This is a genomic window from Mesorhizobium sp. P2_B5, from assembly GCF_056404775.1.
In genome coordinates, this window is sequence record NZ_JBFUDJ010000001.1 from 333,127 (window position 1) to 354,207 (window position 21,081).

Consider the following 21,081-nt stretch of genomic DNA (forward strand, 5'->3'; position numbering starts at 1 on the left):
TTACGCCCTCCGCGCGGCTTGGATGTCGGGGATTTCCCGGCGGGCTTGGCCGTGGCCCGCTCGGTTGGTTTTCTCGGCGCGACGTTGGCCTTTGCATCGAATTGAGCTGCCTTCGAGGCGCCCTTCGACACCGTGACCCGCTCGCCCTCGCTGTGGCCGATCGTGTCGCTCACCGGGCCGGCGAGATAAGACGACGACGTGCCTGGTCCGTGCGCTGTGTCAGGCCCTATGTCCAACTGCTCGATGACGTCTTCATCGCCGACCTCGGTCAGCACCGTCTCGACCTCCTCGTCGTCGACGCCGAGATAGGCGGCGATGACGCGTGGGTCGGTGCGCACCGATTGCGGGCTGCCGTCGGAAATCTTGCGGCCATATTCGAGCACCACGACATGGTCGGAAATCTGCATGACCACCGACATGTCGTGCTCGATCAGCAGGATCGAGGTGCTGCTCTTGATGTCCATCAGCAGCGAATTGAGCGCGGCCGATTCCTTCGGATTGAGACCGGCCGCCGGCTCGTCGAGGCACAGAAGCTCGGGCCCCGTGCACATGGCGCGCGCGATCTCGAGGCGCCGCTGCGCGCCATAAGGCAAATCGCCGGCCGGATCGTCGGCGCGATCGACGAGATCGGCCTTTTCCAACCAGTGCTTGGCAAGCTCCACCGATTCGGCCGAAGCCCTGCGGTAGCCGCCGATCCCGAACAGGCCCAGGATCGTATAGCCCGATGCCTTCATCAGCTTGTTGTGCTGGGCAACCAAGAGGTTCTCCAACAGCGTCATGCCCGAGAACAGGCGAATGTTCTGGAAGGTGCGCGCCACCTTGGCGCGCGCCGGGATCTCGTGGTTGGGCAACCGTTCGAGCAGGAAGGTCGAGCCGTCGGCACCGTTAAGCGTGATCATGCCTTCCGACGGCTTGTAGAAGCCGGTGATGCAGTTGAACACGGTGGTCTTGCCGGCGCCGTTGGGTCCGATCAGCGCGGTGATCTCGCCACGCTTGGCCTGGAAGGACAGGTCGCCGATGGCGACCAGGCCGCCGAACTTCATCGACAGATGCTCGACCTGGAGGATGGCGTCTTTCATGCCCGGATTGGTCTTCTGAATCGAACTCGCATTCATCAGCCGTGTCCTTCCTTGGTGAAGGAACTGGAGACCGCTCTTCGCTCCTTGAGGAAGGCTGTCGGTTCACGACTACCGACGAAGCCGCGCGGCTTCCACAGCATGACGATGACCATGGCCATGCCGAACAGAAGCATGCGGTAAAGCTCCGGCGTGAAATCCTTGCCGAAGACCTGCTTGAGAAAGTCGAGTTCCCGCAATGCCTCGGTGCCGCCGATCATCACCATTGCGGCGACCGCGATACCGACCAGCGAGCCCATGCCACCGAGCACAACGATGGCCAGGATGATCGCCGATTCCAGGAAGACGAAGGATTCAGGGCTGACGAAGCCCTGCCGTGCGGAGAAGAAAGCGCCGGCAAAACCGCCGAACATGGCGCCGGTGGCAAAGGCGGTGAGCTTGGTGGTGGTGGTGTTGATGCCGAGCGAGCGGCAGGCGATCTCGTCCTCGCGCAGTGCCTCCCAGGCGCGGCCGACAGGCATGCGCCTGAGCCGTATCGTGACGAAGGCGGTCAGCAGCGCCAGCGCCAGGATCAGATAGTAGAGGAATATCTTGTAGTAGGCGCTCGACTGGGCGATGTGCAGCACCTTGCCGATATAGTTCGGGTCCGTCGAATTGAACGTCATCAGGCCGAAGAACGTGACCTTCGGAATACCAGAGATGCCGGCCGAGCCGTTGGTGACTTCACGCCAGTTGATCAGCACCAGGCGGATGATCTCGCCGAAGGCCAGAGTGACGATCGCCAGGTAGTCGCCACGCAGCCGGAGCACCGGAAAGCCGAGCATCACGCCCCAGAAGGCGGCCATGGCGCCGGCCGCCGGCAGCAGGATCCAGAACGACAGGCCGTAGTGAGAGCCGAGCAGCGCATAGGCATAGGCGCCGACCGCGTAGAAGGCGACGTAACCGAGATCGAGCAGACCGGCGAGGCCGACGACGATGTTCAGCCCCCAGGCCAGCATCACATAGATCAGGATCTGGATGCCGAAATTGTCGATCCACTTCAGTGAGCCCTGCAGCCCGCCGACGAACGACCACGACATCAGCGACAACACGCCGACGACCAGGACCGGATAGAGCACCAATGCGGTGATCCCGAGCTTGGTGAAATTGTCATGGATGTAGGCGCGGAAGTAAAAGATCACACAGGCCAGCGCATAGATGACGGCCAGCGCGCGCAGGAACTGCAGATAGCCGGCCAGACCCTCGCCTACCAGGCCCGGCAAGGCGCCGCCGAACACAAACAGTATCGCTGCCAGCACGATGGCCACGATAAAGGCCGGAAGCAGGAAGAAGCGCGACGCCACGCTGGCCGGCAACAGACCGGTGGCGACATTGGCGATCTTCTGATTGGCCATGAAGGGCTGGCCATAGGCAATGTAGAAGAAGCGGCCAAGCATGGTCAGCACGACCACGGTGATGAGCAGCCACCAGCGCGTCACCAGGATCAGCTGGTTGCTGATGTTCTGGTCGGTCTTCAGGCCGATGAACAGAACGAACAGGCCCAGCGAGATGGCACCGGCATAGAGCGCCTCACGAAATGCGCGCTGCACGGGGGAGGCGACGGTGTCGCGCTCCGAGGATACGGTAACCGCCATTGTCTCAGACCTTTTCGACTTCTGGCCGGCCCAAAATGCCGGAAGGCAGGAAGATCAGCACGATCGCCAGGATGGAGAACGCCGCGACGTCCTTGTAGTCGATCGAGAAATAGGCCGACCACATGCTTTCGATGAAGCCGATCAGCAGCCCGCCAAGCACGGCGCCCGGCAGAGACCCGATGCCGCCGAGAACGGCCGCGGTGAAGGCCTTGACCCCCGGCACGAAGCCGTCGGAGAAGGCGATAACGCCGTAGTACATCAGGAACAGCGTGCCGGCGACGGCCGCAAGCGCTGCGCCCATGATGAAGGTGATCGAGATCGTACGGTCGACGTCGACGCCGAGCAGCGCGGCCATCTTGCGATCCTGTTCGCAGGCGCGCTGGGCGCGGCCAAGCGAGGTCCTGTTGACCAGGTACCAGAACAGCGCCAGCAGCAGCGCGGTGACGATGACGATAATGATCTGCTTCAGCGACACGCTGATGCCGTTGATGTTGTAGACCTGGCTGACCATCGGCGGGATCGGTTTGTTGCGCGGACCCTGCGTCACCTGGATGAAGTTCGACAGCGCGATCGACATGCCGATGGCGGTGATCAGCGGCGCCAGCCGGAACGAACCGCGCAGCGGCCGGTAGGCCACCTTCTCGATCGTCCAGTTGTAGAGGCTGGTGAGCAGCATCGCCACGATCATCATGATCAGCAGCGCCAGGACGATCGGCACCGAATAGAACAAGGAGCCGAGAATGAGGAAGACGACGAGGGCGGCGAAGGCCCCGACCATGAAAATGTCGCCGTGGGCGAAGTTGATCATGCCGATGATGCCGTAGACCATCGTGTAGCCGATTGCGATCAGCCCATAGATCGATCCCAGCGTCAGCCCATTGATAAGCTGCTGGACAAAGTACTGCATGTGTACATGGCTCCCCTGGAATGTCGCCCATGCAGACGCATTCCTTTTCGTATTTCCCCTAGTCGTAAAGTTTCGAGCCCGGATTGCAACGTGATTTTTCAAACGTCGTGCGTGTTTTGCCGGCACGCCTTCCGATTGTCCGTTTTTTTGCTCCCGACCCCTGGACTATCGCGGACCCTATCATTGGCATAACGCAATGTCTTTGACGATTCAGCCGGACCATGCACCTCATTTCGAAGAAATCGCCGTCAAAATTAGGTGATGAGACGATTCGTTGCGCTTCTGAGAGGCTTCGTTTTTTAGCCACATTCCTTTCCTCGGGGGCAAGATTCTTGCCGCTTGGCCTTGGCTGTGCGCAAGTGGATCGTGATGGTCGATAGAAGACAGTATAAAAAAAACCGGGCTTCCAGGCCAGACCGCCGGGCAAGGAAGCGGCTGCGCGTCTGTGATCAGTAGGCGGATCCACCGTCGTCGCTCAGCGCATGCCGCTCCGTGCCCTTCAAGGGCGGATTGAAAACGCTGACCAGGATCATGTCGCCTGCAGCGTCGGCCCGCAGATAGTGCTCGTCATGCTCATTGAGCACATAGATCGTACCCGGTTCGATGCGATGCACCGTACCGGACATGTCCTCGACCTCGCCGGCGCCGGCGATGCAGTAGCAGGCCTCGAAATGCCTGACATAGTGGAGGCGCGATTCGCTGCCGGCGCGCACGACAGTGTGGCAGACGGTGAAGCCCATGCCGTCCTGCCGGGTCAGCAGCCGGTGGCTGGTGCCATTGCCCCAATTCACGAAGAAGTCAGATTTTTCTACATCAGCCAATTGTCTGGTGAACATGATGATTTCCCTGCGGATGCCGGCCAAGGACCGGGAAGTTGCGGATGGATTGGTGATCCACGGCAGAGATGCCGCATGCCGGGCGGACTTTCAAATGATTGCTTCTCACCGGTCATGTTAGTAAATCTTACAGATGGACTACATTCCGCTGAATGCCATCCGGGCCTTTGAGGCTGCCTCCCGCCGCTTGAGCTTTTCCGTTGCCGCCGAAGAGTTGCATGTGACCCATCCGGCGATCAGTCACCAGATAAGGCGCCTGGAGGAGTGGCTGGGCGTGCCTCTGTTCCACCGCGACGCGCGCAAGGTAAGGCTGACCGATGCCGGCGTGATCCTGCAGGCGTCAGCGAGCGCAGCCCTTGCCGAACTCGGCGCCACCTGCCGGCGCATCCGCCGCAATGCCGCGGCGGCGACGATTTCTGTCGGCTGCATCCCGTCCATCGCCAGCCGCTGGCTTGTGCCTCGCCTGCCAGCCTTCACCGCCAGTCACCCCGACATCGGCATGCGCGTCGCCTATGCCAAAGCCGAGGACAGGCTTGGCGATGGCGACAATGATGTGCTGATCACGCTCGGCGCCGATCCGACGCCCGGCGCCACCAGCCTGAAACTGTTTTCGCGCCTCAACCGCCCAGTGTGCAGCCCCTACTATCTGGCCGGCAGGGAGCATCTCAGGATACCTGCCGGGATCGCCGGCGCCGACCTGCTGCACGACGAGAACCGCCAGGGCTGGAGCGATTGGTTTGCCGAGGCCGGACTGGCCAAGGTCGATGTCGGCAACGGGCCGGTCTTTGCCGACTTCAACATCCTTGCCACCGCGGTCATCGCCGGGCATGGCGTGGCGCTATGCCCGGTCGATGTCTTTCGCGACGAACTGAAGCGCGGCGACCTGGTGGTCCTGTCCGACATATCGACGAACCGCGACAAGGCTTACTTCCTGACCATGGCGGCGAATGCCGCCCCCGCCGCACTCACCTTCGCCGACTGGTTCCGTCGTGAGGTTTCTGTCGGGCCGGATGATCAGCCGCCCAGCAATCTCACTTGACAACGAACCCATGCGCGAACGGATCGCGGTCGTCGATGAAGATAGTGTTCAGACCGGTCATCCGCGCCCAGCCGCCGATCGAAGGGATGATGGCCGGCTTACCGGCAACGGTGACGTCCTCTTCGACCTTACCCTTGAACAGCGAACCGATAATCGATTCATGGACGAAGCTGTCGCCGGCCTTGAGCTTGCCCTTGGCGTGAAGCTGCGCCATGCGTGCCGAAGTGCCTGTGCCGCAGGGCGAGCGGTCGATCGCCTTGTCGCCATAGAAGACGGCATTGCGCGCATCGGCGCCCGCCACCGTCGGCTTGCCCGTCCACAGCATGTGCGACAGCCGGTTGATCTCAGGATTTTCCGGATGCACGAACGAATACTTCTCGTTGAGCCGCTGCCGCACCACCGGGCTCCAGGCGATGAAATCGCCAGCGGAGTAGTCAGCCATATCGCGGTAATTCGCCTGCGGTTCGACGATGGCGTAGAAATTGCCGCCATAAGCGACATCGACGGTAATCTCGCCAAGCTGCGGACACTCCACCGTCAGCCCTTCCGCATAAAGGAAGGACGGCACATTGGTGATACGCACCTCTTCGACATAATCACCAACCTGTTTGTATTCGGCGATGACCAGCCCGGCCGGCGTGTCGAGCCTGAGCACACCCGGCGTTTTCGGCTTGATCAGCCCATGTTCGATGGCCATCGTCACCGTGCCGATCGTGCCGTGGCCGCACATCGGCAGGCAGCCCGACGTTTCGATGAACAGGATGGCGATGTCGCAATCCTCGCGCGTCGGCGGATAAAGGATCGAGCCCGACATCACGTCATGGCCGCGCGGCTCGAACATCAGCCCGGTGCGGATCCAGTCATACTCCGCCAGGAAATGCGCCCGCCGTTCCATCATCGTCGACCCCTCGAGCAAGGGACCGCCGCCTGCAACCAGCCGCACCGGATTGCCGCAAGTATGGCCGTCGATGCAGAAGAAGGATTTTTTGGCCATGATTTCCTCGAACTCAAAACCGTTGCGGGCTGAAGGGGGTAAGATCGATCGGCGAAGTCTGCCCGAGAACGAGATCGCGGATCAAGCGGCCGCTGGCCGCCGCCTGGGTCAGGCCGAGATGGCCATGGCCAAAGGCGTAGACAACGTTGGGCGCAGTGCGCGCCGTGCCTATGACCGGCAGCGAATCCGGCAGCGACGGACGATAGCCCATCCATTCGCGGCCGCCTGACGGGTCCAGCCCCGGAAGGAATTGTCGGGCTTTTTCCAGCATCGCCTTCGAGCGTGCAAAATTCGGCGGCCGGTCAAGTCCGCCCAACTCGACGGCGCCGCCGACGCGCAAGCCTGTGTCGAGCGGCGTGATGACGAAACCGTGGCCGGAGAAGATCAGCATCCGCTGCACGGCGAAGGCGGTCTTCGGCAATGTCGTGTTGTAGCCGCGCTCGGTCTCCAGCGGGATAATGTCGCCGAGGTTCTTGGCCAGCAGATGCGACCATGCCCCGGCCGCGACGACAAGGTGTCTCGCCTGTCTGGTCGTGCCGTCGGCCAGCGTCAGCGTCGCGCCAGCATGATCGGCCACGACGCGCTCGATGCGCCCCTTTTCGAAACGCGCGCCCAACCCTTCGGCATAGGCCCACACTGCCTTGCCGAGCAGTTTCGGGTCAGCAACGGTCTTCCATCCCGGCACGAACGTGCCCTTGATGAAGCGCGGCGACAGCCCAGGCTGCAGCCGCGCCAGTTCCTCGCCTTCGACATGGCGAAAGCCGATGCCGAAGCGCTCTCGCGCCGCCCATCCCGACAGTCCGGCCTGGAACTCTGCCTCGCTTTCGTAAAGTTCCAGCGAACCATCCTCGTGCAGCATCGGCCGCGTGCCGGACCGCTCGAGCAACCCCATCCATTCGGCCTCGGCGAGCCTCATCATGCCCGCCTGTGCCACAAGGCTCGCCTCATAATGCCGCGGCGCGCCAGCGCGCCAGAAGCGGAACAGCCATGGCAGGAGCTTCGGCAGATAGGCCGGTGGGATACTGAGCGGTCCGAGCGGATCGGCAAGCCATTTCGGCAATTGCCGCATCATGCCCTTATGCGCCATCGGCAGCACATCGGAGAAGGCGAAGGCGGCGGCATTGCCGGAGCTGGTTTCCTCGCAAATGCCGGTCCGGTCGAAGATGGTGACGCTGCGCCCGGCCTCAGCCAGCAGGGCTGCGGCACAGATGCCGACAATGCCGCCACCGACGATGGCGATGTCTTCCCCTTCTCCCCGCTCACGGGGGTGAGGAGTGGTCCGCGCAGCGGACGAAAAGCCAATTGCTTGGCTTTGAGAACGACGAACGCCCGGAGCGCCAGCGAAGGGCTGCGGTGCCCGAAGGGCGGATGAGGGGCGGCGCCCCGCCTCTGCCGATTTGGAATTTCCTTGCACGCTGGCGCTGCCTCTCTTCTGGCTGCCGCCATCTTCTCCCCGTGAACGGGGAGAAGAAAGCTTTCAGAACGTCGGCAGCTTCGGCCGTACCGCCAATGCGTCCTTGACGATCTTCTCGACTGTCTTGCGGCGCTCGCCTGACAGCGGCTGGCGCGGCATGCGCACGCGGTCGTTGGTCTGGATGGCGAACACTTCGGCAAGCTTGATGTTCTGCACCAGATAGGTCGACACGTCGAGATCGAGCAGCGGCCGGAACCACCGGTAGATCGAAAGCGCCTCCTCGCGGCGGCCCTGCTTCATCAGTTGGTAGATGGCGACGGTCTCGCGCGGGAAGGCCGTGACCAGACCAGCTACCCAGCCGATGGCGCCGACCGACAGCGCCTCGAAAGCGAGATTGTCGACGCCGGTGAAGAGGTCGTAGCGGTCGCCGAAGCGGTTGATGATCTCGGTCGAACGGCGGATCTCGTCGGACGATTCCTTGATGGCGACGAAGCGCTTGTCGGCGGCCAGCTCCTCCATCTGGTCGACGGTGACGTCGACGCGGTAGGCGAGCCGGTTGGAGTAGATCATCACCGGCAGGTCGCCGGCCTGGGCGACGGCGCGCAAGGCGGCGACCGTCTCTTCCGGGTTGGTGTGATAGATCGGGCTCGGCACCACCATCAGCCCGTTGGCGCCTTCCTTGGCGGCGCGCTTGGCGATGCTTGCCGCCTCGCGGGTGCCGGCCTCGTTGACCGTCAGCAGCACCGGCTTGTTCCCGGCGACTTTCTGTGCCGTCTTCAGCACCTCGATCTTTTCGTCATGCGACAGCATCGGGCCTTCGCCGAGCGAGCCGCAGACGATGATGCCGTCGCAGCCGGCCTCCATCTGCAAGGCAAAGCAGCGCTCCATCTCGGCATGGTCGAGGCGGTCGTCAGCAGTGAATTTGGTCGTGACGGCGGGGAAAACTCCGGTCCACATAGCTGAATCTCCATCTGATATATCAGCCGTATATCTGCTAAGAAATCCACTGTCAATGCGGAATCTGCCATGATATATCTAAAATATATCAGGAGCGGACCTTTGATATCCACCGACACTGCATCCCCAGAGCCGGCTGCCACCAAGGCCTATCGCGCGCTCGAGCATATGATCGTGACGCTGGAACTGGCGCCGGCGAGCTTTGTCACCGAGGGCGCCCTGATCGAAAGGCTCGGCCTCGGCCGCACGCCAGTGCGCGAGGCGATCCAGCGCCTGGCCTGGGAAGGCTTGCTCGACATAAGGCCACGCGCCGGCATCGCCATTGCCCCGCTGCACCCCGGCGACTGGCTGCGCGTGCTTGACGCGCGCCGCGGCGTCGAGGTGGTGCTGGCACGCTCAGCCGCCCGTTTCGTCACCCGCGAGGCCGCCGACATGTTTCACGACGCAGCACTTGCCATGCAGAAGGCGGTCATCTCGGGCAACGTGCTGGCCTTCATCCAGGCCGACAAGGCGCTCGACGAGGCGCTGGCGCTGGCCGCCGACAACCCGTTCGCAGCCCGGCTGGCCGCGCCCTTGCAGACCCACAGCCGCCGCTTCTGGTTTCGCTACAAGGCCGATACGGGGCTCGCCGAATCCGCCGAGCACCATGTCGCGCTGATCCGCTCGATCCTGGACGGCGATGAGGAAGCCGCCGCCAAGGACGCCAAGCGCCTGATGGCGCTGCTGCGTGGCCATGCCGAGACGGCGGCGACGCGCTGAACGGGCGATCAGATCCCTTGCGCGGTGGCGATGGCGGTATTCTCCCATCCGTCACCGGTCGCGAAGATGCAGCTTCGGCCCTTCACGTCGGTCACCAGCATCGACCAGGTCCCATTTGCCGCAACATAGATCTCGACAATGGCGGCCTCGCCGACCACACCGTAGCCGATCTGCTTTTGTTGAAAGGCCTGCGCCAGCCCCGCGACGAGGTCGCTGTGACCACCGCAGATAAATTGCGCCTGCGCCGATAGCGTCGACAGCACCAGCGCGGTGCCGATCGCGGCTATCCTGATCCATCGAAACGAAAATTTGTGTGCCATCGGGCACCTCCTTCGCCTTGGCGTTCCGGCAAAGGGAGGCACATGGGGCAGCCTCAATACACCGAAACGCTCCAGGCCGGGTTCGACGTCTTCATCACGTCACTCCTTCTGGTTTTCCGGTCTGTCGTCAGGGAATTTTATCATTCCCTTGAATCGATATGGTGAGGCCCCGATCCGAAAACAAGCACCATTCGGGGCTTGCGGCGCGTTGCAGGACAACGATCGGCGTCAGACTTCCGCCGGTTCGCGAAGTGCTGCCCATTTCAGCAAGGCATCGAGCGCCGGGCACAGGGCCTGACCCCAGTCGGTCAGACAATACTCGACCTTCGGCGGCACCTGGTGATGCACGATACGGCGAACGATGCCATCGGACTCCATCTGCCGCAGCTGCTGGATCAGCATCTTCTGCGAGATCGCCGGGATCGCCCGTTCGAGATCGGAGAAGCGCAGCACCTTGCCGCCGAACAGGTGGAACAGGATCACCAGTTTCCAGCGGCCTTCGAGGATTCGCAGCACATTCTCTACGCCGCTTGCAGCAGATGAGGGCGTCAGCGGCTCGACCTTGCTTTCAGGCTCAACCTTACTTTCGGGTAAGTACCTTACCTTTTCGTCGGTTCTTGTCATTTCCGCAGCATACCTCACTTTAGGGGCCGGACAAGCACCGCCGACGTCAAGCCGGCGGAGCGACAACCGGAACCGGAGACGAAATCATGACCGTAAAACTTCCCCAGTTGCTGGCGGATTATTTTGCTGCCAAGAACCGGCACGACATCGACGCCATGCTCACCCCCTTCGCACCGGATGCGACGGTTCGCGACGAAGGCGAAATCCATCAGGGGTCGGACGCCATCCGCGACTGGATGGATGCAACCACACGCAAATACCGGGTGACTGTCGAGGTCGCCGACGCGACGGCCAATGGTCAGGCATGGCGGGTCGCCGGCCTCGTCTCAGGTAATTTCCCCGGCAGCCCTGCGACGCTCCATTACAACTTCACGCTGGCGGGCGACCGGATCGCGCGGCTGGAGATCGGCGCATGACCATCGTCCAGAAATTTGCGGTCGACGCCCAGGAATTTGCCGGCAGTCGCGTTCTGGTCACCGGCGGCACCAAGGGTGCCGGCGAGGCCATCGTTGCCAGGCTTTCGGCGGCGGGCGCGCTGGTTGTCACCATCGCTCGTTCGGCAACCGAAGCATCATCGCCGAAGCTGTTCGTGCAGGCCGACGTCAGCACTCTGGCAGGGACCGAAAAAGTGGCCGCAAATGTCATGGAACAGCTTGGTGGCGTCGACATCATCGTTCACAGCGTCGGCGGTTCGAAGAGCCCAGGGGGAGGATTTGCCGGACTGTCGGAGCAGGCCTGGCAAGATGAACTAAACCTCAACCTGCTGGCGGCTGTGCGGCTCGATCGCCTGCTTGTCCCGCATATGATCGAGCAAGGCTCCGGCGCCATCGTCCATATATCGTCGATCCAGCGCCGCCTGCCGCTACACGAATCCACCATCGCCTATGCGGCAGCCAAGGCGGCCCTATCGACCTACAGCAAGGCGCTGTCCAAGGAGCTCGGGCCGAAAGGGATTCGCGTCAACACCGTGGCGCCGGGCTGGATCCACACCACCGCTTCAGAAGCCATGGTGAGGCGGCTGGCATCCCACTCGGGTTCGGACGAGGCAACCGCCCGCCAGGGCATCATGGATGCGCTGGGCGGCATCCCGATCGGCCGGCCGGCATGGCCGCAAGAGGTTGCGGAACTGGTGGCTTTCCTTGTTTCCGACCGCGCCTCGGCGATCCACGGCGCCGAATACGTCATCGACGGCGGCACGATTCCGACGGTGTGACGTCATGCAAAAGATCAGGGGCGCAACAAAGTTGCGCCCCTGACCGTGGAACAAGTACCAGACGTCAGTTCATCGTCGGGATAACGAATTCCGCGCCATCCTTGATGCCGGACGGCCAGCGCGACGTCACCGTCTTGGTCTTGGTGTAGAAGCGGAATGCATCCGGGCCGTGCTGGTTGAGATCGCCAAAGGACGAGGCCTTCCAGCCGCCGAACGTGTAATAGGCGATCGGCACGGGGATCGGCACGTTGACGCCGACCATGCCGACCTGAACTCGGGAAGCAAAGTCACGCGCGGCATCGCCGTCGCGGGTGAAGATGGCGACGCCATTGCCCATTTCGTGATCGTTGGCGAGCTTGATGGCGTTCTCATAGGTCGGCGCGCGCACCACCGACAGCACCGGCCCAAAAATCTCTTCCTTGTAGATGCGCATGTCGGCGGTGACATTGTCGAACAGGCAGCCGCCCATATAGTAGCCGTCCTCGTAGCCCTGCATGGAGAAGCCGCGGCCGTCGACGACCAGCTTGGCGCCTTCCTTGACGCCGATGTCGACATAGCCCTTGACCCGCTCCAGAGCTTGGCGCGTCACCAGCGGGCCGAAATCAGCGGAGGAATCGGTCGATGGGCCAACCTTTAGGCTTTCGACACGCGGGACCAGTTTTTCCATCAGCCGGTTGGCGGTGTCGTTGCCGACAGGCACCGCCACCGAGATCGCCATGCAGCGCTCACCGGCCGAGCCGTAGCCGGCGCCGATCAGCGCATCGACCGTCTGGTCCATGTCGGCGTCGGGCATGATGATCATGTGGTTCTTGGCGCCGCCGAAGCACTGCACCCGTTTTCCCGCCGCCGTGCCGCGCGAATAGATGTAATGGGCGATCGGCGTCGAGCCGACAAAGCCGATGGCCTTGATATCGGCATCGTCGAGAATGGCGTCGACGACATCCTTGTCGCCATTGACGACGTTGAGGATGCCGGCCGGCAAGCCGGCCTCGATGAACAGTTCGGCGATGCGCATCGGCACGCCCGGGTCACGCTCGGAAGGTTTCAGGATGAACGCGTTGCCGCAAGCGATTGCCGGCGCGATCTTCCACAACGGGATCATCGCCGGGAAATTGAACGGCGTGATGCCGGCGACGACGCCGAGCGGCTGGCGCATCGAATAGACGTCGATGCCGGGGCCGGCGCCGTCGGTGAATTCGCCCTTCATCATGTGCGGCGCGCCGATGCAGACTTCAACCACTTCGAGGCCGCGCTGGATGTCGCCCTTGGCGTCGGCGATGGTCTTGCCATGCTCGCGCGCCAGTATGTCGGCCAGTTCGTCATAGTCGCGGGCGACCAGTTCGAGGAATTTCATCAAGACGCGCACGCGGCGCTGCGGGTTGGTGGCGGCCCATTTCGGCTGCGCCTCCTTGGCATTCTCGACTGCCGCGCGCAGTTCCGCTGGCGAAGCCAGCGCCACCGTGCCGCGCACCGTGCCGTCCATCGGCTGCATGACATCCTGCTTGCGCCCGCTGGTCCCGGCGACATGCTTGCCGCCGATGAAATGACCGTATTCGATCATGGTTTCTCTCCCTGAGTTTGTGATGATGCATTCAACGCCTTTGCAGGCGCGAAGGCAACGCGAGGGAGAACGCAACCGTTGTGCGGCAAATAGACAACAGCCGATGGGTGTGCATTAATTGCCGCAAATAGCGATGTTCTGTTGATTGGCAGCAAGGATAGAGAGTTGCGATCCTTCACACCCCCCTCTGGCCTGCCGGCCATCTCCCCCGCAAGGGGGGAGATCAGCAGCGTCAGCGACGGTGCCTTTCTTTCAGCGGTCAAGATTGGCGAAAGCCGGAGTGACATCCAATCTCCCCCCTTGCGGGGGAGATGGCCGGCAGACCAGAGGGGGGTGGGCGGGAACGCGGCGTTCGCTATTAAATCGGACTATCCCCATGAACTGGGATGACGTCCGCATCTTCCTCGCCGTGGCCCGCGCTGGCCAGATCCTCGGTGCCGCCAAGCGCCTCGAGCTCAACCACGCCACCGTCTCACGCCGCATCGCGGCGCTCGAGGATGCGCTGCGCACAAAACTCTTTCGCCGGCTCACCACCGGCAGCGAGCTGACGCCGGCCGGCGAGCGCTTTCTCGACATTGCCGAGCGAATGGAGGGCGACATGATCGCTGCGCGCTCAACCGTGTCGGGCGAAGGCGACGATATTTCCGGCACGGTGCGCATCGGCGCGCCCGACGGGTTCGGCGTCGCCTTCCTCGCCACGCGTCTCGGTGCGCTGACGGCGCTGCACCGCGAACTGACCATCCAGCTGGTGCCGGTGCCGCGTTCCTTCTCGCTGTCACGGCGCGAGGCCGACATCGCCATCACCGTCGAGCGGCCGAGCGAAGGCAGGCTGGTGGCGGGAAAGCTGGTCGACTACACGCTCGGCCTGTTTGCCTCCCGCGTCTATGTTGAGGCACATGGCCTGCCGCGGACATCAGCGGAACTTAGCCAGCATACGCTGATCGGCTATGTGCCGGACCTCATCGTCAGCCCATCGCTCGACTATGCGGCCGAGTTCAGCCCGGACTGGCGCACCAGCTTTGCCATTTCCTCGGCCCTCGGCCAGGCCGAGGCGGTGCGCTCCGGCGCCGGCATTGGCATCCTGCACACCTTCGTCGCCCGCTCGATGCCGGAGCTGATCCCCGTCGACATCGTGGCGCCGATCCGCCGCGCCTACTGGCTGGTCTATCATGAATCGGTTCGCCCTCTCCGCCGCGTGCAGATCGTCGCCAACTTCATCACCAAGGCGGTGGAGAGGGAGCGCGGGCTGTTCGTGTAGCGCATGGCTGTGAAAATCGGAATCGGGTCGGGTGCGGACATGCGCCAAATCAAAGCCACAAAGTCGGCGAGTGTGGCGGCAAGCGCAATGTCGCCGATCACGTGGGACTGGCTGCGCCGGGTGGGACATCTTATTGCAAAGCTGGTGCGGATCAAAACGCGAGCTGTTCTCCGCGCTGGAGACGTATTTCGTCGAACTGATCGACACTGCCCAGCATCACATCGAAATCGTCAATCCCTACCTCAATCTGACGCCGAAGCTCAGCCTGGCCATCGAGCGGGCACTGGCGCGTGGTGTCAGGATCGACATTATCGGCCGCATCGACCTCAAGGGCGACATTGGCGGCAAGTTGCTGACCGCGCTCAACAAGCTGTTCGTCGAGAAATATGGCGACCGCATCAACATCCGCGAATTCAAGGCGCCCGATGTCGTGCTGCATTCCAAAATCATGATGATCGACGAACGGCTGGTGACGATCTCGTCGGTTAACCTCAACAACCGCAGCTTCTTCCACGATCTGGAGAACGGCATGATGGTGCTCGACCCCGCCTTCTACACCAGAATGAAACCGGTTTATGACGACTATGTCGCCCATTCGAACCCGGTATCGACCAAGGTGACGATACCCTGGGCCTACCGGTGGTTGTTCTCGAAAGGCTGGGTGAAGGAAGCGTTCTGATCCCTACCTCAAATACCGCTCCGGCCCCAACTCCCGCACATCGATATCCGGCACCTTGCTGGAGATGATGTCGGACAGCACCTTGGCCGAGCCGCAGGCCATGGTCCAGCCGAGCGTGCCGTGGCCGGTGTTGAGATACAGATTGGAGAACTCGGTGCGGCCGATCAGCGGCGGCCCATCCGGCGTCATCGGCCGCAGTCCGCACCAAAACGACGCGGCCTTGAGGTCGCCGCCATCCGGGAACAGATCGCCGACCGAATGTTCGAGTGTGCGCCGGCGCGATTCGTGCAGCCTGAGATCGAAGCCCGAAATCTCTGCCGTGCCGCCGACGCGGATGCGGCCGCCTAGCCTGGTGATCGCCACCTTGTAGGTTTCGTCCATCACCGTCGATACCGGTGCAGCCGCCGCATCCTTGATCGGCACGGTGATCGAGTAACCCTTGACCGGATAGACCGGGATCGGACGCCTGAGCAGTCGCATGAAGCGCGCCGAATAGCTGCCCAGCGCCAGCACATAGGCGTCGGCCGCGCGCGAGCGCTGGTCCGTGCCGAAGCTGACGATGCGATTGCGGTTCTTGGTGAAGCGCCTGATCTGCGTGCCATATTCGAAGGTAACGCCGCGCGCCACGCAGAGCTCGGCCAATCTGTCGGTGAACATCTTGCAGTCGCCGGTTTCGTCGCCGGGCAGCCTGAGGCCGCCGACGAACTTTTCCCGCACGCCGGCCAGCGCCGGCTCGGCCGCGATGCAGCCATCGGGATCGAGCAACTCGTAGGGCACGCCATATTTCTTTAGGACCTCGACATCGCCGCCAGTGCCGTCGAGCTGCTTTTGCGTGCGAAACAGCTGCAGCGTGCCCTTGGTCCGCTCGTCATAAGCGATGCCGGTCGCCTCGCGCAGCGCCTTCAGCGTGTCGCGGCTGTATTCGGCGAGCGGCACCATGCGCGCCTTGTTGATGGCGTAGCGATCGGCAGTGCAGTTGCGCAGCATCTTGAGCAGCCACGTCCACATGTAAGGATCGAAGGCCGGTCGCACGACCAGCGGGCCATGCTTCATCAACAGCCATTTGATCGCCTTCAGCGGAATGCCGGGACCGGCCCAGGGCGAGGCATAGCCGGGCGAAACCTCGCCGGCGTTGGCGAAGCTGGTTTCCAGCGCCGGCCCTTTCTGGCGGTCGAACACCGTGACCTCGTGGCCGGCCTCGGCGAGGTAGTAGGCTGTGGTGACCCCGATAACGCCGCCGCCCAACACGAAGATCTTCATCGCATCACTCTCCACGACGACATCTTATCCGAGCCTGAAGCCGTCGCCTCCTGTCTGCCGGATTTTGCCGCGTCCGCCAAGGGGTGGCGTGTCGCGCCTCTATTCGTTGATGTAGCGGCGATGAAAGCGCGGGCCGAGACTGGTCAGGATTTCATAGCCGATGGTGCCGGCGTGGCCGGCCGCATCGTCGACGCTTTGTGACGGACCCATCAGCTCGACAAGGTCGCCCTCGCGCAAGCGGCCGGCCGGCAGCGCCGAGATGTCGAGGATGATCGAATCCATCGACACGCGTCCGACAAAGGGCAGCCTGACACCTTCGAACCAGGCGGCCGACGCGGCGCGCCGGTGCCAGCCATCGGCATAGCCGAGCGAGATTGTCGCTGCGCGCAAGGGACCGCTGGCCAGGAAGGCATGGCCGTAGCCGACGCCCGCACCCTTTTCGATGCTACGCGTCTGGATGATCTTTGCCTCGAGCCGCACCACCGGCAGCATCGGGTTCGCCTCGCTTGGCGTCGGGTTGATGCCGTAGAGCGCTGCACCTGGGCGGGCGAGGTCGTACCGATAGCGCGGCCCGAGAAAGATGCCGGAGGAATTGTCGAGCGACGCCGGCGCCTTGGGCAGCATTTTGCGCAACCGTTCGAATTCCATGAGTTGCGCATCATTAGCCGCATTGGTGGGTTCGTCGGCCCGGGCCAGATGGCTCATGACCAGGACAACGTCGACGCCGGCGAAGGCATCGGCCGCAAGCGCCTCGACCTCCGCAGGCGCCATCCCCAGCCGTGACATGCCGCTATCGACCTGAACGGCCGCCTTGAGCTTGCGGCCGACCTTTTGGCCGGCCTCGCTCCATGCCTTCAGTTGCCCGGCGCTGTTGATGACGGGCACAAGATCTGCCGCAATCGCCTCCGGCTCCGATCCCGGCGGCAAGCCGTTCAGCACATGGATCTGCGGCCGCGGCCCGAGTGCCTCGCGCAGCGCGACACCCTCAGTGAGATGCGCGACAAAGAAGATGTCGCAGCCTTCGGCAACCAGTGCCGCCGCCACTTGCCGCGCGCCGAGCCCGTAACCGTCGGCCTTGACGACGCCGGCGCAGCGCACGCCGCCGAGCTTCGCCTTCAGCCGCCGGTAGTTTTCTTGGATAGCGCCGAGATCGATGGTCAGGATCGCGCCGGCCGCCGCTTCGCTGATCGGCCGCAGGCCGGCCTCACATGCTGAATCCAGTGACTTCCCCGAGGCGCTGCCCATCCCGGCTCCTGACCAGAGCACCAAACAACTCTATCAGTACGGACAGATCGTGGACGCCGCAACAGCTGAGCGGCCTACGCCAAGTGACGGAATGCCGCCACCACATCCTCATAGACCTTGCGCTTGAACGGCACGATCAGGTCGGGCAGGTCCTGCATCGGCCGCCAGGCCCATTCATCGAATTCGGCGGTATGGCCGCCGGGCGGCGGATTGATCTGGATTTCGCTGGTCTCGCCATGAAAGCGGTAGGCGAACCATTTCTGCGTCTGGCCACGATAGCGGCCCTTGAAGGCGATGCCGACCAGATCGGCCGGCAGATCGTAATTGATCCAGTGCGGCGCCTCGGCCAGCAGCGTGACCGAGCGCATGCCGGTCTCCTCATAGAGCTCGCGCCCGGCCGCCTGCAGCGGCTCCTCGCCCTTGTCGATGCCGCCTTGCGGCATCTGCCAGAGCTGCTTCGTGCCGGCAAATTCGCTGTCCGGCTCGGCGATGCGATGGCCGACCCAGACCATCCCGTCGCCATTGAGGATCATCAGTCCGACGCAGGGGCGGTAGGGCAGCGTCTCGGGATCGATCTTTTTAGCCATCAGTCAGGTCCAGCCGTTTCGGGAGTTCGCGCTAATTTTTTTCTGGGTCGATGGCCACCGCCGAGATCGGCACGATCTCGATGCCGCGCTTTTTCGCCTCGAGCACCCACGCCGCAACCGCGTCGACGGTAAGATCGAAGGCCGAGCCGATGCCGACGGCGGAGCCTTTGGCGCGCGCTGTGGCTTCCAGCGCGTCGAGCTTTTTCAGGATGGCGCCACGGTCCTGTACGGCATCGATCGCCATATCACCGGCGACAAACGGCACGCCGTCCTTCAAGGCGAGATCGGGCGCCAGGCTCCGCGCGGACGAGCCGTCGTCGATATAGGCAAGGCCGCGTTTGCCTAGCTCGGCCATGAAGGGGCCCATCGCCGCCGCGTCGGCCGAAAAGCGCGCACCCATATAGTTCATGACGCCCGTATAGTTGGTGGTCCGCGACAGCGCCCAGCGCAGGTTCTTCAAATTGTCGTCCGGGCTCGCCGCCACCGTCAGCGTGTTGCGGCCGGGGTTAACGTTGGGATAGTCGAACGGCTCTAGCGGCACCTGCATGACGACCTCGTGCCCGCTCTGACGCGCCGCCTGCATCCAGCGGCCGATGCTGTTGCCTTGCGGCGCAAAGCCCAGCGTCACTTCCGCCGGCAGCTTGGCGATTGCTGCCTGGGTTCCGGTCTGCGACACGGCAAGCCCACCGATGACAATCGCCACGCGGGCGCCGCGCGACCCGGACCACGGCCGCGCATAGACGTCGAACGGCCGCCTGCCGTCGGCGGCGCGTACCGGCAGCGGGCCGGTGTCGCTGGCCTCGATCAGCGCCTTATCAGGAATATGTGCAATCTTCAGATTCTGACCGATCGTCGACGGGTCATGGATGACGATGGCTGCATTCGGCGGACCGTCGCCCTCCTGCATATGGATGATCTGCGGCCCGGCTGCCTTGGGCGGCGTTTCCGCCTTCGGCGCCGCGGGCTCGGCAGTCGGTGCCGCCGCGGCAGGCTCCGCCGCCGCCGTCACCTTCGGCGTCGAGACCGCCGCCTGTTCGGGCTTGCGGAACGGCTTTTCGCGAAGCGCGATCGCGCCGGAGATGCCGAGCGCGGCCAGGACGACCAGCGTCGTCGCGACAGTACGGGCGCTCAACCCGCGCGACGCAGCGCGCGGCCGGACGGTCTGTCCGAGCGGGCGTTCTATGTCGTTGCCGATGTCAGCCAAGCCGTATCCCCGGGCGCATGATCAGCGAAACCTTTTCGCCATGCGCAGATCCAAAACTGACGGCGCGTCCTCGGCGCGCCTTTTGAGGCACCCCTCTCCAGCCACTGCCTCCGAATCAAACTGCCGGAACCTTGCGGTCCCGGCAGCATTGCATTGCTTCGATCAGGCAGCCAGTGCTGCCGGTCGACTTACTGGTTGAGCACGGCCTTCTCCGGATTCGGCGGGAACGCCGGATCGGTCTTCTGGCCGCGCAGCAGCTGTTCGGCGTAGATCAGTTGCAGATCGTCCTTCGGATCCGGCGGCACATATGCTGCCGAGCCCGAACCGGTCTCACCCTCGTCGGCGCCCTTGATGTGGCCCTTGAGGTCCGATTCGCCACGCGTCAAATCCCTGCCCTGCAGTTCGGGCGGCAGCGGCTGGTCGACCTTGATGTCGGGCGTAATGCCTTTACCCTGGATCGACTTGCCCGACGGCGTGTAATAGAGCGCCGTCGTCAGGCGCAGAGCGCCGTTCTCGCCGAGCGGGATGATCGTCTGCACCGAGCCCTTGCCGAAGGACTGCGTGCCTACCACGGTGGCGCGGCGTAGGTCCTGCAGCGCGCCGGCGACGATCTCCGAAGCACTGGCCGAACCGCCATTGACCAGCACGATCAGCGGCTTGGCGCCGATGTCGTCGCCTGCCTTGGCGTCGAAGCGGGTGACATCCTTCGGGTCGCGGCCGCGGGTCGAGACAATCTCGCCACGGTCGAGGAAGGCGTCGGACACGCTCACCGCCTGGTCTAGCAGGCCGCCCGGGTTGAGGCGCAGATCGAGCACATAGCCCTTGAGCTTATCGTTCGGCACCTGCTTCTTGATGGTGTCGATAGCGTTCTCGAGGTCGTCATAGGTCTTTTCGGTGAAGGAGGTGATCTTCATGTAGCCGATGTCGTTCTCGACCCGGAACTTGACCGCCTTGACCTTGATGATGTCGCGCACAACCGTCAGCTCGATCGGCTTGTCGGCGCCCTGGCGCAGGATGGTGAGCTTGATCGGCGTGTTGACCAGGCCGCGCATCTTCTCGACCGCGTCGTTCAGCGTCAGGCCGCGAACCTCTTCGCCGTCGATCTTGGCGATATAGTCGCCGGCCAGCACGCCCGCCTTGGCGGCCGGTGTGTCGTCGATCGGCGTGATCACCTTGACCAGGTCGTTCTCCATGGTGACCTCGATGCCGAGGCCGCCGAATTCACCCTTGGTCTGCACGCGCATGTCCTGCGCCTGCTCGGCATTCATGTAGGACGAGTGCGGATCGAGCGAAGCGAGCATGCCGTTGATGGCGTTTTCGACCAGCGACTTGTCGTCCGGCGGCGTCACATACTGCGCCCGCACGCGCTCGAAGATGTCACCGAAGATCGCCAGTTGCTTGTAGGTTTCGGAGCCTGCAGCGTTCGCCGTCGAGCCGGGCGCGCCATAGACCAGGCTCATCGCTGACGCGCCCATCAGCGCACCGGCAATAAGAAGCGACAGTTTCCGCATCAT

At 63.3% G+C, this 21,081-nt stretch carries 20 protein-coding genes and 1 pseudogene; 6 read left to right on the forward strand and 15 right to left on the reverse strand.

The window, feature by feature from the left end:
* Nucleotides 1–8: 8 nt before the first annotated feature.
* The 4 genes and pseudogenes from AC1D1N_RS01725 to AC1D1N_RS01740 form a co-directional block, all read right to left on the reverse strand.
* Nucleotides 9–1,115: pseudogene (locus tag AC1D1N_RS01725) on the reverse strand (ABC transporter ATP-binding protein); the annotation flags it as partial.
* A complete protein-coding gene (livM, locus tag AC1D1N_RS01730; RefSeq protein WP_112559710.1) occupies nt 1,115–2,710 on the reverse strand; it encodes a high-affinity branched-chain amino acid ABC transporter permease LivM in 1,596 nt (531 codons plus the stop codon). The gene livM and the pseudogene AC1D1N_RS01725, both read right to left, overlap by 1 nt.
* Nucleotides 2,711–2,714: 4 nt before the next feature.
* A complete protein-coding gene (locus tag AC1D1N_RS01735; protein WP_112559711.1) occupies nt 2,715–3,617 on the reverse strand; it encodes a branched-chain amino acid ABC transporter permease in 903 nt (300 codons plus the stop codon).
* Between the two features lie 449 nt (nt 3,618–4,066).
* Nucleotides 4,067–4,453 carry an ectoine synthase gene (locus AC1D1N_RS01740; protein ID WP_112559712.1) on the reverse strand — a complete coding sequence of 129 codons (387 nt, stop codon included), beginning with the start codon at nt 4,451–4,453 and terminating at the stop codon, nt 4,067–4,069.
* Nucleotides 4,454–4,586: 133 nt separating this feature from the next.
* Between AC1D1N_RS01740 and AC1D1N_RS01745 the strand changes: the two genes are divergently transcribed.
* Nucleotides 4,587–5,492, forward strand: coding sequence for a LysR substrate-binding domain-containing protein (locus AC1D1N_RS01745; protein ID WP_477346245.1), 906 nt, complete (start codon nt 4,587–4,589; stop codon nt 5,490–5,492).
* Here the strand turns inward: AC1D1N_RS01745 and AC1D1N_RS01750 are convergent.
* From AC1D1N_RS01750 to AC1D1N_RS01760, 3 genes are all read right to left on the reverse strand, one after another.
* On the reverse strand, nt 5,485–6,486 hold the full coding sequence (locus AC1D1N_RS01750) for a 4-hydroxyproline epimerase (RefSeq protein ID WP_436261832.1): 1,002 nt from the start codon (nt 6,484–6,486) through the stop codon (nt 5,485–5,487). The genes AC1D1N_RS01745 and AC1D1N_RS01750 overlap by 8 nt on opposite strands.
* Nucleotides 6,487–6,499: 13 nt before the next feature.
* Complete coding sequence (locus tag AC1D1N_RS01755; RefSeq protein ID WP_477346246.1) at nt 6,500–7,900, reverse strand: NAD(P)/FAD-dependent oxidoreductase; 1,401 nt, start codon at nt 7,898–7,900, stop codon at nt 6,500–6,502.
* 63 nt (nt 7,901–7,963) lie between these two features.
* Nucleotides 7,964–8,857: a dihydrodipicolinate synthase family protein gene (locus AC1D1N_RS01760; protein WP_477346247.1), complete on the reverse strand. Its 894-nt coding sequence runs from the start codon at nt 8,855–8,857 to the stop codon at nt 7,964–7,966.
* A gap of 69 nt (nt 8,858–8,926) precedes the next feature.
* On the opposite strand from AC1D1N_RS01760, the gene AC1D1N_RS01765 reads away from it, so the two are divergent.
* A complete protein-coding gene (locus AC1D1N_RS01765; RefSeq protein ID WP_162711999.1) occupies nt 8,927–9,616 on the forward strand; it encodes a GntR family transcriptional regulator in 690 nt (229 codons plus the stop codon).
* Between the two features lie 8 nt (nt 9,617–9,624).
* Here AC1D1N_RS01765 and AC1D1N_RS01770 read toward each other — a convergent pair whose 3' ends face one another.
* The gene (locus AC1D1N_RS01770) at nt 9,625–9,936 is read right to left on the reverse strand and encodes a hypothetical protein (RefSeq protein WP_477346248.1); all 312 of its coding nucleotides are present in this window, start codon (nt 9,934–9,936) and stop codon (nt 9,625–9,627) included.
* 228 nt (nt 9,937–10,164) lie between these two features.
* Nucleotides 10,165–10,488, reverse strand: coding sequence for a winged helix-turn-helix transcriptional regulator (locus AC1D1N_RS01775; protein ID WP_162712008.1), 324 nt, complete (start codon nt 10,486–10,488; stop codon nt 10,165–10,167).
* Between the two features lie 158 nt (nt 10,489–10,646).
* On the opposite strand from AC1D1N_RS01775, the gene AC1D1N_RS01780 reads away from it, so the two are divergent.
* A complete protein-coding gene (locus AC1D1N_RS01780) occupies nt 10,647–10,976 on the forward strand; it encodes a nuclear transport factor 2 family protein (protein WP_477341068.1) in 330 nt (109 codons plus the stop codon).
* Nucleotides 10,973–11,773 (forward strand): SDR family oxidoreductase, encoded by an 801-nt coding sequence (locus AC1D1N_RS01785; protein WP_477346249.1) that lies wholly within the window; start codon nt 10,973–10,975, stop codon nt 11,771–11,773. The genes AC1D1N_RS01780 and AC1D1N_RS01785 overlap by 4 nt, the downstream gene beginning before the upstream one ends.
* Nucleotides 11,774–11,837: 64 nt before the next feature.
* On the opposite strand, the gene AC1D1N_RS01790 is transcribed toward AC1D1N_RS01785, so the two are convergent.
* Nucleotides 11,838–13,334 (reverse strand): CoA-acylating methylmalonate-semialdehyde dehydrogenase, encoded by a 1,497-nt coding sequence (locus AC1D1N_RS01790; RefSeq protein WP_112559720.1) that lies wholly within the window; start codon nt 13,332–13,334, stop codon nt 11,838–11,840.
* Nucleotides 13,335–13,710: 376 nt separating this feature from the next.
* On the opposite strand from AC1D1N_RS01790, the gene AC1D1N_RS01795 reads away from it, so the two are divergent.
* Nucleotides 13,711–14,592 (forward strand): LysR family transcriptional regulator, encoded by an 882-nt coding sequence (locus AC1D1N_RS01795; protein WP_477346250.1) that lies wholly within the window; start codon nt 13,711–13,713, stop codon nt 14,590–14,592.
* A 133-nt stretch (nt 14,593–14,725) separates the two neighbouring features.
* Entirely contained in the window at nt 14,726–15,271 is a 546-nt protein-coding gene (locus tag AC1D1N_RS01800; RefSeq protein ID WP_477346251.1) for a phospholipase D-like domain-containing protein, read from the forward strand.
* Between the two features lie 3 nt (nt 15,272–15,274).
* Here AC1D1N_RS01800 and AC1D1N_RS01805 read toward each other — a convergent pair whose 3' ends face one another.
* From AC1D1N_RS01805 to AC1D1N_RS01825, 5 genes are all read right to left on the reverse strand, one after another.
* On the reverse strand, nt 15,275–16,531 hold the full coding sequence (locus tag AC1D1N_RS01805; RefSeq protein ID WP_477346252.1) for a D-amino acid dehydrogenase: 1,257 nt from the start codon (nt 16,529–16,531) through the stop codon (nt 15,275–15,277).
* 99 nt (nt 16,532–16,630) lie between these two features.
* Nucleotides 16,631–17,776, reverse strand: a complete 1,146-nt coding sequence (gene alr / locus AC1D1N_RS01810) for an alanine racemase (RefSeq protein WP_477346253.1) — start codon at nt 17,774–17,776, stop codon at nt 16,631–16,633.
* A 74-nt stretch (nt 17,777–17,850) separates the two neighbouring features.
* A complete protein-coding gene (locus tag AC1D1N_RS01815) occupies nt 17,851–18,363 on the reverse strand; it encodes an RNA pyrophosphohydrolase (protein WP_112559725.1) in 513 nt (170 codons plus the stop codon).
* 31 nt (nt 18,364–18,394) lie between these two features.
* Entirely contained in the window at nt 18,395–19,567 is a 1,173-nt protein-coding gene (locus AC1D1N_RS01820) for a divergent polysaccharide deacetylase family protein (protein ID WP_477346254.1), read from the reverse strand.
* A 188-nt stretch (nt 19,568–19,755) separates the two neighbouring features.
* Nucleotides 19,756–21,081 carry a S41 family peptidase gene (locus AC1D1N_RS01825; protein ID WP_162712000.1) on the reverse strand — a complete coding sequence of 442 codons (1,326 nt, stop codon included), beginning with the start codon at nt 21,079–21,081 and terminating at the stop codon, nt 19,756–19,758.

Bases quoted from the DNA above. Each gene is read 5' to 3' on its own strand.
- livM (WP_112559710.1), bottom strand. From the start codon at position 2,710: ATGGCGGTTACCGTATCCTCGGAGCGCGACACCGTCGCCTCCCCCGTG.
- AC1D1N_RS01735 (WP_112559711.1), bottom strand. From the start codon at position 3,617: ATGCAGTACTTTGTCCAGCAGCTTATCAATGGGCTGACGCTGGGATCG.
- AC1D1N_RS01740 (WP_112559712.1), bottom strand. From the start codon at position 4,453: ATGTTCACCAGACAATTGGCTGATGTAGAAAAATCTGACTTCTTCGTG.
- AC1D1N_RS01745 (WP_477346245.1), top strand. From the start codon at position 4,587: ATGGACTACATTCCGCTGAATGCCATCCGGGCCTTTGAGGCTGCCTCC.
- AC1D1N_RS01750 (WP_436261832.1), bottom strand. From the start codon at position 6,486: ATGGCCAAAAAATCCTTCTTCTGCATCGACGGCCATACTTGCGGCAAT.
- AC1D1N_RS01760 (WP_477346247.1), bottom strand. From the start codon at position 8,857: ATGTGGACCGGAGTTTTCCCCGCCGTCACGACCAAATTCACTGCTGAC.
- AC1D1N_RS01765 (WP_162711999.1), top strand. From the start codon at position 8,927: ATGATATATCTAAAATATATCAGGAGCGGACCTTTGATATCCACCGAC.
- AC1D1N_RS01770 (WP_477346248.1), bottom strand. From the start codon at position 9,936: ATGGCACACAAATTTTCGTTTCGATGGATCAGGATAGCCGCGATCGGC.
- AC1D1N_RS01780 (WP_477341068.1), top strand. From the start codon at position 10,647: ATGACCGTAAAACTTCCCCAGTTGCTGGCGGATTATTTTGCTGCCAAG.
- AC1D1N_RS01785 (WP_477346249.1), top strand. From the start codon at position 10,973: ATGACCATCGTCCAGAAATTTGCGGTCGACGCCCAGGAATTTGCCGGC.
- AC1D1N_RS01790 (WP_112559720.1), bottom strand. From the start codon at position 13,334: ATGATCGAATACGGTCATTTCATCGGCGGCAAGCATGTCGCCGGGACC.
- AC1D1N_RS01795 (WP_477346250.1), top strand. From the start codon at position 13,711: ATGAACTGGGATGACGTCCGCATCTTCCTCGCCGTGGCCCGCGCTGGC.
- AC1D1N_RS01805 (WP_477346252.1), bottom strand. From the start codon at position 16,531: ATGAAGATCTTCGTGTTGGGCGGCGGCGTTATCGGGGTCACCACAGCC.
- alr (WP_477346253.1), bottom strand. From the start codon at position 17,776: ATGGGCAGCGCCTCGGGGAAGTCACTGGATTCAGCATGTGAGGCCGGC.
- AC1D1N_RS01815 (WP_112559725.1), bottom strand. From the start codon at position 18,363: ATGGCTAAAAAGATCGATCCCGAGACGCTGCCCTACCGCCCCTGCGTC.
- AC1D1N_RS01825 (WP_162712000.1), bottom strand. From the start codon at position 21,081: ATGATGCGGAAACTGTCGCTTCTTATTGCCGGTGCGCTGATGGGCGCG.